The organism is Polaromonas sp. (assembly GCF_010365105.1).
Taxonomy (GTDB): domain Bacteria; phylum Pseudomonadota; class Gammaproteobacteria; order Burkholderiales; family Burkholderiaceae_C; genus Polaromonas.
Genome location: NZ_JAAFGZ010000032.1, coordinates 26,153 through 39,284, shown reverse-complemented (window position 1 = coordinate 39,284; position 13,132 = coordinate 26,153). Strand labels below are relative to the sequence as shown.

At 59.2% G+C, this 13,132-nt stretch carries 10 protein-coding genes and 4 pseudogenes; 9 read left to right on the top strand and 5 right to left on the bottom strand.

The features are described 5' to 3' along the window. Positions 1–94: 94 nt before the first annotated feature. A pseudogene (locus GZ092_RS17240) lies at positions 95–574 on the bottom strand (IS3 family transposase); the annotation flags it as partial. 459 nt (positions 575–1,033) lie between these two features. Next, positions 1,034–1,495, bottom strand: coding sequence for a hypothetical protein (locus GZ092_RS17235; RefSeq protein ID WP_293638208.1), 462 nt, complete (start codon positions 1,493–1,495; stop codon positions 1,034–1,036). Positions 1,496–1,708: 213 nt separating this feature from the next. On the opposite strand from GZ092_RS17235, the pseudogene GZ092_RS17230 reads away from it, so the two are divergent. The 8 genes and pseudogenes from GZ092_RS17230 to GZ092_RS17195 all read left to right on the top strand — a co-directional run. Beyond that, positions 1,709–2,521 (top strand): annotated as a pseudogene (locus tag GZ092_RS17230) (IS630 family transposase); the annotation flags it as partial. A 20-nt stretch (positions 2,522–2,541) separates the two neighbouring features. Then, positions 2,542–3,231 (top strand): DNA-3-methyladenine glycosylase I, encoded by a 690-nt coding sequence (locus GZ092_RS17225; protein WP_293638206.1) that lies wholly within the window; start codon positions 2,542–2,544, stop codon positions 3,229–3,231. Positions 3,232–3,234: 3 nt separating this feature from the next. Continuing rightward, positions 3,235–3,372: an antitoxin Xre/MbcA/ParS toxin-binding domain-containing protein gene (locus GZ092_RS17220; protein ID WP_293638204.1), complete on the top strand. Its 138-nt coding sequence runs from the start codon at positions 3,235–3,237 to the stop codon at positions 3,370–3,372. After that, entirely contained in the window at positions 3,369–3,845 is a 477-nt protein-coding gene (locus GZ092_RS17215; protein ID WP_293638202.1) for an RES family NAD+ phosphorylase, read from the top strand. The genes GZ092_RS17220 and GZ092_RS17215 overlap by 4 nt, the downstream gene beginning before the upstream one ends. 165 nt (positions 3,846–4,010) lie before the next feature. After that, positions 4,011–4,913, top strand: coding sequence for a glutamate ABC transporter substrate-binding protein (locus tag GZ092_RS17210; RefSeq protein WP_293638200.1), 903 nt, complete (start codon positions 4,011–4,013; stop codon positions 4,911–4,913). Positions 4,914–4,916: 3 nt separating this feature from the next. Continuing rightward, on the top strand, positions 4,917–5,579 hold the full coding sequence (locus GZ092_RS17205; protein ID WP_293638198.1) for an ABC transporter permease subunit: 663 nt from the start codon (positions 4,917–4,919) through the stop codon (positions 5,577–5,579). Continuing rightward, on the top strand, positions 5,576–6,376 hold the full coding sequence (locus tag GZ092_RS17200; RefSeq protein ID WP_293638196.1) for an amino acid ABC transporter permease: 801 nt from the start codon (positions 5,576–5,578) through the stop codon (positions 6,374–6,376). The genes GZ092_RS17205 and GZ092_RS17200 overlap by 4 nt, the downstream gene beginning before the upstream one ends. 158 nt (positions 6,377–6,534) lie before the next feature. Next, positions 6,535–7,830 (top strand): sensor histidine kinase, encoded by a 1,296-nt coding sequence (locus GZ092_RS17195; RefSeq protein WP_293638195.1) that lies wholly within the window; start codon positions 6,535–6,537, stop codon positions 7,828–7,830. A gap of 18 nt (positions 7,831–7,848) precedes the next feature. On the opposite strand, the pseudogene GZ092_RS17190 reads toward GZ092_RS17195, so the two are convergent. Continuing rightward, a pseudogene (locus GZ092_RS17190) lies at positions 7,849–7,950 on the bottom strand (transposase); the annotation flags it as partial. A 92-nt stretch (positions 7,951–8,042) separates the two neighbouring features. Here GZ092_RS17190 and GZ092_RS17185 point away from each other — a divergent pair. Further along, positions 8,043–8,552 (top strand): annotated as a pseudogene (locus GZ092_RS17185) (recombinase family protein); the annotation flags it as partial. A 24-nt stretch (positions 8,553–8,576) separates the two neighbouring features. Here GZ092_RS17185 and GZ092_RS17180 read toward each other — a convergent pair. Continuing rightward, positions 8,577–11,819 (bottom strand): type I restriction endonuclease subunit R, encoded by a 3,243-nt coding sequence (locus GZ092_RS17180; RefSeq protein ID WP_293638194.1) that lies wholly within the window; start codon positions 11,817–11,819, stop codon positions 8,577–8,579. A gap of 7 nt (positions 11,820–11,826) precedes the next feature. Then, a complete protein-coding gene (locus GZ092_RS17175) occupies positions 11,827–12,900 on the bottom strand; it encodes a Fic family protein (RefSeq protein WP_293638192.1) in 1,074 nt (357 codons plus the stop codon). Between the last annotated feature and the right edge of the window lie 232 nt (positions 12,901–13,132).

The window sequence follows — 13,132 nt, the reverse complement described above, 5'->3', positions numbered from 1 at the left end:
AGCGCGTTTGATCCATTTGCTGCTCAGCAGCGGCTCGACGAAATCAAGCTCTGATCGACAACTTCGTCAAGTACGGTATTCGCCGGGCTATTACGATGGTCCAGCTGACAACCAGGCCATCAAAGCAATCGATCATGGGCGACAGGTACACCTTGCCAGCCGGGATATGGAATTCCGTGATGTCAGTGAGCCACTTCTCATTCGGGGCTGCAGCCTGGAAGTCGCGGTTAATGAGATTGTCTGGCGCCGGGCTGATTTCTCCCAGATAGGAGCCGTACTTACGTCGCTTCTTAGCAGCAACGACCAGGCATTCCTGCTTCATCAAGCGCCGTACGACTTTCTCCGAGAGGCTGAACTTGTGCCTGCCCAATGCCGCCCGTAACCGTCGATAACCGTAGCAGCGATGATTGCGCTCAAAGACATCTGTGATGGCAAGACGCGAATCCGCATACTTGTCGGCGAGCCGTAGCCGTGCCCGATGATAAAAGTAGGAGCTGCGGGCTAGATCAAGTTCGGCGAACAGCTCTGGCAGCGCGTAGGTGTCTCTCAGGGCGTCAACCAGCCGGTGCTTCTGCTACGCGCAAATCTTAACAGTGTGCGCGTGATCGTAAAACCTGTTGCACTTGCAAGATGCAATCGTTGTAGCCGCATGCACTATATGGCGGCTAAACTTCAGCAGCATGACAATTAAAGCGCGCAGTGCCCTCTCGATCACCGTTGGAGCTTACGGCAAATTGCCCGCAAGCTGAACCGCAGTGAGTTGATCATCTCGCATGAGCACTCGCGCAGCGGTGGTACTACTGCACCTGACGCGTCAGGTGCGTCTGGTTCTGATCGCCCACGCATCGCCTATGACCCAGCCAATCATCGGGCACCTGAAAAGCGACCACTGTATGGATCGCTGTCACCTTAAAGGCGAACAGGGCGACCGGCTCGTGCAAAGCAACAGAGCGCGTTGATGGGGAGTTTGAACACTCCCCCATTCACAAGACCGCAGCGAGCGGCAACCTGCCAGCAGCTTCACCGCCTTTGGCTATTGCGCTCTGAGCCGCAGAAAGCGCGTTTGGGGTTGAACGGTTGCGTCCGTGTAGCAGTTACCTGTCGGCGCGTACTCCGATACCACGCCATCTTTGATGTAAAAAATATTGTTACAAACGATGCGACTGGTTGAACAGGTGGTGAACACGCTGTGGTCATGCTTACCGCCGTTTCTACCGCCCGCACTGCTGAAACAGCGGGCAACGTCTTCGCTGTTGGTGTAGTTCCGAACCTCAACGCCACTCGATGTGGTGCTTTTGTACACCGGCATCGTGAGGAAAACCGAATGGGTGTCCAGCGCCTCAACAGGAATGCCAACCCACGCGTCGAGATCTTGCTTGCGCACAGTGGCGCACGCGGTCATTAAGAAGGCGACAACCAACAAGATGGTGAGTTTTAGAGAATTCATCATTCCTCCAGAGATGTGATTTTCCGTTCGAGCGAAGCGTTCAACCACGAAGGCCGCCAAAACTTCGCATGGAAGTATAGCGACATCCGCTTTGTAGGTCCAAGAAACCACTGCTGACGCTCGGCCTGTCGGAAAGCATATCACTCAGAACGAACGGAGATTGGTGCTGTTGACGTCCACCGAGAACTGACTTTACTCACCAGTCAGTAATTAAGCGTACAAATTTGGGAACTGTGCCGCTCGATATTTCTCATACGTGGTATGAAACGAGATGGACGCAAATTGGCCCACAACACGCTGGAAGAAATGCGAGTTCTGGCGGTGCAACGCATGAACGAAGGCGAGCATCCTGGCGATGTGGCTGCATCGCTGGGAATGCACCGCTCGTGGGGCTACAAGTGCCGTGCGATGGCCAAGGGACGCGGACACGGACTGCGGGCACTGCGCTCGACCAAAGGAACGGGGCGACCTCGCAAGCTCTCCCTCACACAAGAACGCCAGGTCTTTCGCTGGGTCAACGGCAAGCGCCCCGACCAGTACGGCTTTGACTTCGGGCTGTGGACGCGCCAAGTCGTGCAGGAGCTTGTATTCGAGCGCTTTGAAGTATCCCTTTCGCTGGCCAGCATTGGGACGCCACTGGCACGCTTGGGGTTGACAGCGCAAAAGCCCCTGGAGCGCGCCTACCAGCGCGACCCCGACGCGGTGGCCCGTTGGAAGAACGAGACATACCCAGCCATTGCGAGTGAAGCCCAAGGCAGCGGGGCCGAAATTCTGTTCTGGGATGAGTCCGGCTTGCGTGCCGATGCAGTGCATGGCAAGACCTGGGCACCCCGTGGGAAGACCCCGGTGGTTGAACGCCCAGGGCAACGCCAGAGCATCAGTGCAGCATCGGCCGTCAGCGCCAATGGTGCTTTCTGGTTTGCCACTTACAAAGGCGGGTTGACGGGGGAGTTGTTCGTCGAGCTGCTCAAGAAATTGATGCACCGGCGCAAAAAACCGGTGCGTCTGGTGGTCGATGGACTGCCTGCTCACAAGTCAGCTTGCGTCAAAGAATATGTGGCCAGCACCCGCGGGGCAAAACAGGGACAACAAACATGGGCAGTGAAACGCGTGAAGCGGTGGTGTTGGAATTCACTGGCGTTGCGCCAGGACTTTTTGCAGATGACCACCATGTTCGCCGGTGTGTCTGGTGCCGTGCAACTCACGCCTACCAGCATTACCACGACAACGAATGGGAATTTCCGGTCAGCGATGACGGCCGGCTTTTTGAGAAAATTTGCCTCGAAGGATTTCAGGCGGGCTTGAGCTGGTTGACCATCCTGAACAAGCGTGAGGCTTTTCGGCAGGCCTTCGCTGGATTCGACATGGATCGGGTGGCGAAGTTTGGCGAAGCCGATGTCAAGCGGCTGATCCTCGATGCCGGCATTGTTCGGCATCGGGGCAAGATCCGCTCGGCGATCAACAATGCCCATCGGGCCCTCGAATTGCGCCAGGAGTTTGGAACGCTGGCGGCCTATTTTTGGCGTTTTGAACCGGCACCCCATGCCCGGCCCCCTCAAATCACGGGCGAGGTTTTAAGCGGTATGACGATATTGCCAGAATCGACGGCCTTGTCCAAAGACCTGCGCCAGCGTGGCTGGACGTTTGTCGGGCCGACCACGCTGTATGCGTTCATGCAAGCCATGGGACTTGTCAATGATCATTTGCAAGGGTGTGCGGCCCGACGGAGCGCGACGCAGGCACGGTCCTTGTTCACGCCACCTTCTGGCCTGCAAGCAGGTTGATTCGTGCCATGCCAAAAATGGCTGCACAAGCCCCATCCAATGCTCGATCACATGGCTCCCAGCCATTTTGCCGACAACGAGTTCAGCGCGCAAAAAGTGCGCGGCATGCTCGCTGGCCTGAAGTATGGCGGCGTAGCTTGAAAGGACTTGCCGTTAGGCGCATCTGCTTCAAGGGTGATTTGAGCCTGACAGGACTGCCCTATGGCTCCACACTGGGCCCGGGACGATGGCATTTGCCGGCTGCGCCGGGCTTGCCGGTGGTGTATGCGGCTTCGAGCCGCGCGCTGGCACAACTGGAAAAACGCGTGCATGCCAACGGCGTGGCACCGGTCAAGCAGGCGCTCATCCGGCTGGAGTTACCTGCAGGTGCGGTCATTCTTTATGCGCTTGACGACCTAGACTTAAAGTCGCCTCGATGGCGTACGGATGAAGGTTATACACAAGGCATCGGGGTGGACTGGCTGCAGTCGAGCGCCAGCCTGGGTCTATGGGTGCCCTCGGTGGTCGAGCCGCAAGAACGCAATTTGCTGATCAACCCGGCGCACCCGCAGTACACATCCATCACTGTCGTTACGGAAACAGTGAACTTCGAGTTTGATCCGAGATTGTTTTGAAAGGCAAATTCTTCTTTACGCTCATCAGATGTGTTGCCCTGTATGATTGATTCAACAAGAAAACTGGTGGGTAAAAGCAAGCTGTAGGAACCGGACGAGCAGTCCGCGCACACCAGAACTGCTATATATTTTTTACGTAACACCATCCAAGAGGAATGCATATCGATGTCGATCAATTCAATTCTGAAATCCACCGTGGTGGCACTGTCGATCATGATCGGCGGGCCGCTATTTGCGCAAGTCACGACCATCGATGCGACGGCGTTTGACACGCTGGTGGCGCAGGGCCCCGTCGCAGACGCTGCGACTATTCGCTCAAGCGTCTGGGCGAGCAAGATCAAGCAGGCCGGCACGCTGCGCCTGGGCGGAACGCAAACCTCAAATCTTTTCTCTCTACTCAACGAGAAAGACGGCAAGATCCGAGGCTTTGACGCAGGTCTAGCCCAACTCATCACGCGCTACGTCCTGGGCGATGGCAGCAAGTACAAGTTCACGCAGGTGAACTCTTCCACGCGCGAACAGGTCCTGATCAACGACCAGGTGGACATGGTGTTCGCCACCTACTCCATCACCCCCGCTCGCGCCGAGAAGATTTCGTTCGCAGGCCCTTACTACACCTCGCAGGCCGGGGTGCTGGTCAAGGCGAACAACAAGGCGATACAGTCGTACAACGACCTGGCTGGCAAGAAGGTCGCCACGCAGGCTGGCTCCACGGGGCCTGCAATCCTGGCGCAGTTCGCGTCCAAAGCCGTCGTACAAGAGTTCCAGACGCACCAGGAAGCCCTCGACTCGCTTCGCCAGGGACGCGTGGACGCCTACGTTACCGACCACACGCTGCTGCTCAACACCTTGAGCCTCGGAGCTGGCGATGCAAAGCTGGCGGGCGAGCCGTTTGGTGCGCAAGACCTCTACGGCGTCGGACTGACCAAGGGCTCGGACGGTGCGGCCTTCATCAATACCTTCTTGAAGAAGCTGGAAGCCGACGGCACCTGGGCCAAACTTTGGACCATATCGATCGGACAGCGCACCGGCAGCACAGCCGTTCCGACGCCGCCCGCCCTCCCATAGCCGGTGGTCAGTACTCCCAGCCTCCTGGCCGACTATGGGCCTGCCTTCTGGCAGGCCCTTTTGCTGACATGGAAGCTCACAGCGGTGTCGTTCGTGCCGGGCTTTTTGCTGGGCGTGGTTGTGACGGTGCTTCGGCTCTTGCCGCTGCCGCCGCTGCGCTTCGTCCTGACCACCTACGTCGAGATTTTCCGCAACATTCCCGGCGTGGCGCTGCTGATCTTCATCGTGTTCGCGCTGCCCGACCTCAATGTCCTGATCGACTATGAGCCCAGCGTGATCCTGACGTTGACACTGGTTTGCTCTGCGTTCACGGCGGATTACTTGCGCGCGGGCATCAACACCATCGGCGGCGGCCAAATTCAGGCCGCACTCAGCCTGGGCATGCGGCCGATGAGCATTATTTCAGCGGTGGTATTGCCGCAAGCGCTGCGCGCGGTGGTGCAACCGATGACCTCGCTGCTCATTGCGCTGATGTTGTCGACCTCGCTGGCGTCTCAGGTGCCATTTCCAGGGCGGGAGCTCACCGCGCTTGTGTCCAAGATCGCCAACGACTCCGCTGCCGGCATACCTGCGTTTGCGGTGGCAGCGGCGCTGTACGTGGCGACTGGCTTGCTCATCGCCTGGGCTGGCGCCACCCTGGAAAAGAAGGTGCGGATACTGCGATGAGCCGCCCTCTGGAAGACATTCTGTTTGGTGATCCAAGCCTCCAGACTCGGACCACCATGCGGGCGGTGAGCGTGATCACAGCGGCCGTGCTGCTCTTGCTGGCTGCAGGCATCGTGTTCCGGTTCCATGGCGCAGGGCAGCTTGACGCCCGGTTCTGGCAATTCTTTGCCTTCCCCACGACCTGGGCGTTCCTGGCCAAAGGGCTGCTCGGCACCCTGGCATCGGCGGCGATGGCCGGCCTCATCGCGCTGTCCCTTGGGCTGGTTCTGTTGCTGGGGCGCCTGGCGCGGCTGCAGCTGGTGCGTTGGCTGAGCATCGCGGTGATTGAATTCCTGCGTGGCACGCCGACGCTTTTGCTCATCTATGTGTGTTTTCTGGTTCTTCCGCAGGCCGGTATCAAGCTGAGCACTTACTGGATGTTGACGTTGCCCATCGGCTTGAGTACCGCTGCAGTGGTGGCCGAGGTCTACCGCGCGGGTGTGCTCGCCGTTCCACGCGGCCAGAGCGATGCTGCGCGAAGCCTGGGGCTGACCGAAGTTCAGGGTTTCTTTTACATCGTCTTCCCCCAAGCCCTTCGCTACATTGTCCCGGCATTGGTCGCGCAACTGGTCATCGTGGTCAAGGACACCACCTTCGGCTATGTCGTCACCTACGGTGAACTCATGCAAAACGCCAAGGTACTCATCGCCAACTACCATGCGCTGGTACCCGTGTACCTTGTTGTCGCGCTGCTTTACTGTTTGGTGAACTACGCTATATCAAGGGCGAGCAAACGGCTTGGCGAGCCTATGCATTGACGGTTACCATGATGCTCACGTGTCGGTAACGCGGCGCTATGGAAATGAACCGCCCGGGGGTAGTTTGGGAAGATCATAGCCAAACATGGTTATTTAGATTTACTGCGAAACTTGGCATGTAGACTCACTTGCTTCACTGAGGAGACCTAACCCTGTTCTTGATAGATTCTGAATTGGCGGCGCTCGCTGTGCACTTGCGCGACAGGCGCGAAGCTATCCTGTCCGACTGGCGTAGCGCAGTAAAACGAGATCCCTCTCTGACTACGGCGAATTCACTACCTCGCGCGCAACTCAACGACCACATACCCGCACTTCTTACAAGCTTCGAGCACCGGCTTGATCCCAAACTTGAAATGCAGTCACCTGAGGTATTAACCTCTGTCTTTTCGCAGGCCAAGGCGCATGGTCTGCACCGATGGCAACAAGGCTACGACTTGATGGAGGTATCACGGGAACTTGGCCGCCTAAACGAATGCGTGGTGACCGAACTGGAAGATTATTCACGGCAGCATTCAGAACTTCAGCATGAGGTGATGGCGCACGCTCGCCGGATTTGGGCTGAACTGAGCGCATTGGAGTTCAGTGAAAGTATTGGGGAGTACTTCGTGCTCCAGAAGCTCGAAGCTGCCGGCCATGTCAACGACCTTGAACACGCGTTAAAAAGCATCCGGGAGTTGGAGCAGAAACGCGCCGAACTATGGCACGAAGCTGCTCACGACCTGCGAGGCAACGTTGGCGTGGTCGTCACGGCAACGGCCGTGCTTTCCCACGCACCAATTGCCAGCCTGCCGCAGGCGAAGTTCTTGGAAGTGCTCGATCGAAACGTGACGTCGTTGAAGCTCCTGCTCGACGATGTGACGGATTTCGCGCGTCTCCAGGCGGGCAAGGAACGCCTCCAGTTGAGCCAAGTGGACGTTGCGGCACACTTGAGCGAGCTTGCTGGCGATCTTAGGGCAATGGCAGAACAACGCGGCTTGTCGATTACATTCAGCGGACCCTCGCCATTTATTGTCAGCGGAGATAGCGTCAAAATTCGGCGGATCGCCCAGAATTTGGTGCTCAACGCCATAAGGTACACACAGCAGGGCGGCGTCACTGTCGCATGGCACGACAGTGTGGCCAGCGATGTCAAACGCTGGGTACTGTCCGTGAAGGACACAGGGCCGGGCTTTGACAAGGGGCCTGCCAGCCCACTGACCGCTTCGTTTGAGGCTGGCGCGCAGATGATGCACCAGGCTGAGGCCGAATCGTATTCAGGCGATGAGCCATCATTGCCGGCAGACGTCGTGAAGCAAGCATCCATGGCTCCGCTCCACCAAAAACCTGGCGAAGGCATTGGCCTGTCGATTGTCAAGCGCTTGAGCGAATTGCTTGATGCCAGTGTCGAAGTTGAGTCCGCCGCTGGAATTGGCACAACGTTCCGTGTGTTATTTCCCAAGCATTACGCACAGTGACACCAACACGTTGTCGGCGTAGCGCTGGTAAACCACGTTCCATTTTCCTAGCCGCTCGGGCAGGTCGCGCCAGGGCGAGCCCGTGCGGGCCATCCACAGCAGGGCATCGAAAAACGCCCTTTACGCCCCGCCCGGGCGGCCTTTGCAAGGTGGCATTGACGGCTCGATGCGCTGCCATTGCGCATCGCTGAAAAGTTGGCGTTCTTGAGGAGTTTGACGACGTGGGGGTGAGCGGGGCCATCCTGGCTGCGAAACGTCCGGGCTTTGCAAGGCTGCTGGCCTTCATTCGAAAGGGCGACACGCTGCACGTTTATGCCGTTGACCGGCTCGGGCGCGATGCTCTGGATGTCCAGTCCACCGTCCGCTATTTGCTCGACAAGGGCGTGGCCGTTCATGTGCAAGGCCTGGACGTGATGGCCAAGGGCGCCGGTGAGTTGATCCTGGCGGTGCTGGCTCAGGTGGCCGACATGGAGCGCCAACGGATCGCCGAGCGCACGGCTGCCGGTCGCCAGGTCGCCCGCGAGTCGCTTCTACGCACGGGCCTGACACACCGTGGCAAGGAAAGCCTGGGGCGTCCACTAAAAGCTGATGCGACCGAGGTGGCCCGCTGGCGACCCGAGGGCGGCGCGAGCCTGGCCAAGACTGCAGCGCACTGGGGCGTTTCGCTGGCGACGGTCAAGCGCTATTGCGCATCGGGAACCCACACCTTTTCTCAAATTTGACTCAGCTGCATGTGCCTCGTTTGGTCACTCCGTCCAACTTTCTCCCAACGCCTGTGCCTGCTGCAGCACCAGCTCCACCGCCGCATCCTGCAGGTCCGGCGGGTACTTGTACTTGCGCAGAATGCGCTTGACCATCAGCCGCAGCTTGGCGCGCACGCTTTCGCGCTCTGACCAGTCCACACCCAGGTTCTGGCGCAGGTTTTCGGTGAGCTCGTGGGCGATTTTCTTGAGTGTCTCGTCGGTCAGCTCGCGCACGGCCGACTCGTTATTGACCAATGCATCGTAAAAGCGGACTTCGTCATCAGACAAGCCCAACGTTTGCCCGCGTGATGTTGCCTCCCGGAACTTTCTGGCCATCTCCAGCAATTCCTCCATGACCTGCGCGGTTTCAATGCTCCTGTTTTGGTAGCGAGCGATCACGCCGGCGAGCATCTCGCTGAACTTGCGGTCCTGCACCACGTTGGAGGCGAACTTGGCTTTGATCTCACCCTCCAGCAAGCGCTCCAGCAGCTCGACCGCCAGGTTGCGCTCGGGCAGGTTGCGTACCTGTGACAGAAACTCGTCGTCGAGCAGACCGATATTCGGCTTTTCCAGCCCGACGGCGTCAAAGATGTCCACCACGCTGTCGGACACCACCGCCTGGCTGATGATCTGCCGGATGGCCAGCTCGCGCTGCTCATCGGTGCGCCGGCCTGCCGTCGCGTCCTTCTTGGTCAGAATCACCTTGACGCCCTGCAGGAACGCCACTTCCTCGCGCACCAACTTGGCCTCGTCCAGCGTGCAGCACAGTGAGAAGGCCTTGCTCATTTCCAATGCAAGGTCGGCAAAACGTTTCTTGCCGTCACGCTTGCTGTCTTTGTTGTTCGACTTGATGTCCAGCACATGGTTGGCCGCACCCGCCAACGCCTTGTGGCCGCCGGTCAGGAAGCCGCTGTAGTCAAAGCCATGCAGCATGGCGCGCAGCACGTCGATCTTTTCCATCAGCACGCTGTAGGCTTCGTAGGCGTCCACCGTGGGGCGGCCCCGGCCTTTGGAGTTGGTGTATTCCTTCATCGCCGCCTTCAGCTCGCTGCCGATGCCGATGTAGTCGACCACCAGGCCGCCCTGCTTGTCCTTGAACACCCGGTTGACCCGGGCAATCGCCTGCATCAGGTTGTGGCCTTTCATGGGCTTGTCCACGTACAGCGTGTGCACGCAGGGCGCGTCAAAGCCGGTGAGCCACATGTCGCGCACGATCACCAGGCGCAGCGGGTCGGCCGGGTCTTTGAACCGCTTTTCCAGGCGCTTTTTGACCTGGCCGCTGTAGATGTGAGGGCGCAGCAGGGCCTTGTCGCTGACAGACCCCGTCATCACGATCTTGATCGCGCCTTTTTCGGGGTCGGCATCATGCCAGTCCGGGCGCAGCTTGATGATTTCGTTGTAAAGATGCACGCAGATGTCCCGGCTCATGGCCACGATCATGGCCTTGCCGGTTTGGGCAGTGGCCCGGGCCTCGAAGTGCGCGACCAGGTCGGCTGCCACGCTGGCCACGCGCGGTTCGGCGCCCACCACCTTCTCCAGCGCTGCCCAGCGACTTTTGAGTTTGGCCTGGGCGCTGTCTTCTTCATCCTCGGCCAGCTCATCCACTTCGTCGTCAAGCAGCGGCAGGTCGGCGTCCTTCAGGCGCAGCTTGGCCAGACGCGACTCGTAATAAATCGCCACCGTGGCGCCGTCTTCCTGCGCCTGCTGCATGTCGTACACATGGATGTAGTCGCCAAACACCGCCCGGGTGTCGCGGTCTTCGCCGCTGACCGGCGTGCCGGTGAAGGCGACAAAGGTGGCATTGGGCAGCGCATCGCGCAGGTGCTGTGCATAACCCACCTGGTAGCGCTCGACCACACCGTCCACAGCGTAGTCTGGCGGGGCCAGTTCAGCCCGGTGCGGCGTGGGTTCACCATCGCCAGTCGCTACAACATTCATAGCTGTAAGCGCACGCCCTGCCTGCGGAAAAGGCATATTTCGTACTTTAAGCTTGGCTTCAAAGCCGTATTGCGTGCGGTGTGCCTCATCGGCAATCACCACGATGTTTCGGCGCCCCGACAGCACCGGAAAGAAATCCTCGTCCTCGCCCGGCATGAACTTCTGGATGGTGGCAAAGACGATGCCGCCCGAAGGCCGGTTGGCCAGCTTGGTGCGCAAGTCTTGCCGGGTGCTGACCTGCACCGGCTGCTCGCGCAGCAGGTCTTGCGCCAGGCTGAACACGCCAAACAGCTGGCCGTCCAGGTCGTTGCGGTCCGTGATCACCACGATGGTCGGGTTCTCCATCGCGGGTTCCTGCATCACCCGGGCGGCAAAGCAGGTCATGGTGATGCTTTTGCCGCTGCCCTGGGTGTGCCAGACCACGCCGCCCTTGCCCTTGACCGCTGGCGCGCCGCCCGGGCGCGAGGCCTCGATGACCCGGTCGATCGCCAGGCGCACGGCATGGAACTGGTGATAGCCGGCAATTTTCTTGACCAGCGTGCCGTCGTCCTCGAACAGCACGAAGTAGCGCAGGTAGTCCAGCAGGTACTCAGGCGCCAGCACGCCGCGCACCAGCGTCTGAAGCTCGTTGAATTCGCCCAGCGGGTCCAGCGTGACGCCGTCAATGGTGCGCCAGGCCATGAAGCGCTCCGGGTCGGCGGACAGCGACCCCAGCAGCGCCTCGGTGCCGTCCGAGATCACCAGGATTTCGTTGGTCTGGAACACGTCCGGAATCTGCTCTTTATAGGTTTGGATCTGGTCGTAGGCTTTCCAGACATCGGCCTTCTCGTCGGCCGGATTCTTCAGCTCGATCAGCACCAGCGGCAGGCCGTTGACGAACAGGATGATGTCGGGCCGGCGCGTGTGTTTCGGCCCCTTGATGGTGAACTGGTTGACCGCCAGCCATTCGTTGCGTGCGGGCTGGCGCCAGTCAATCAGCCGCACGAAGTCGCCCCGCGTTTCGCCGTCCTTTTGGTACAGCACCGGCACGCCGCCCACCAGCAGCTTGTGGAAATGCCAGTTGGCCGCCAACAGCGCCGGAATCCCCAGGTCCATTACCTGTTTGAACGCATCTTCGCGGGCGGCGGTCGGAATGTCGGGGTTGAGCTTGTTGATGGCCTCGCGTAGCCGAAACGGCAGCAAAGTCTGACGGTAATTGGTGCGCTCGGGCGTGGTGCCGTCGGGTGCCATGTCTGGGCCGTAGCGGTGGGTGTAGCCCACGTCCTGCAACCAGCCCAACGCCTCTTGTTCTAATTGGTCTTCGGTCATGTGGGTTTCATGCCTCAATGGCGGGCGCGCGCGTCAGGATGGCCGACAGCACCGGGTTGACGTAGTAATTGGCCCGCCCCATCTTTTGCTTATTCACAAAGCCGCCCGCTGCCAGCGCGTCCATGTATTTGGTCGCGGTCAGGCGCGACACCTTCAGGTCACGCTGCACGAACTCGATCTTGGTGTACGGGTGCATGAACAGGTTGTTGATCAAATCCTGGCTGTAGAACTTGTAGCCCGCGCGGATGCGGTGCTTGTAGTCGAACAGCGCTGCCTTGATGTCGTTGACCGTGGCAATGGTCTGGCGCGCCGTCACCTCGACGGCGGTGAGCAGATACACCACCCAGTCTTCCCAGGCATCGTCATCGCGCGCGGCTTGCAGCAGCCGGTAGTAGCTGGCCTTGGTGCGCACGATGTAATTGCTCAGGTACAGCACCGGAATGTCCAGCAAGCCCTGGTTGACCAGATACAGCACATTCAGAATGCGCCCGGTGCGCCCGTTGCCGTCATAAAACGGATGGATGCTCTCGAACTGGTGGTGAATCAAGGCCATCTTGATCAGCGGGTCGGCTGGAAACAAGCTGTCATCGTTCACAAAGCGCTCCAGTTCGCTCATCAACCGCACGATCTCGGCCGGGTCTTGGGGCGGCGTGTACACCGTGCGCCCCGCGCCATCCTTAAGCGCTGTGCCGGGCAGCCTGCGAAACCCGGCGTTGTTGCGCTCCAGTTCGGCCTGAATCGTGATGAGGTGATTGGTCGTGATCAAGCCGCTGGCGCGCACCTGCTCAAACCCGACACGCAAGGCCTGGCGGTAGCGCAGCACCTCTTTGGCGGCCGGGCTGGCAAAGCCTTCGGGCAGCACATCGTCCTTGAACAACTCGTCGTGCGTGGTGACGATGTTTTCAATCTCCGAGCTGTCCTTGGCCTCTTGCAGGCCCAGCGTGTTGATCAAAATGCCCTGGTTGGGAATGGACGCCGCGACGCCCTTCAGCTCGGCAAGCGCGCGGCTGCTGCTGGCCAGACGCTTGAGGATGACGGGCGTGTCAAAGCGGGCAGGGTCAAGGGCTTCTAAAGGGTGCATGGCGAAAAGTGGATCAGGTCAAAGAGCAATAGGTATAGGAAAAAGCGATTTCTATGCACATTACACGCCATGTGTATAGGAAATCCGATTTTTTATACACGACGACAGCTATCTGTCTAAAAAAACAGCTTTTGCCCTTTTCAGGCGCTGCCTTGATCGGTCAAGCGGCTAAATACATATCAAATAGGGCGTTTGCGCAATAAGGACGGTCAAAAGCAGCTATTAAATAAAT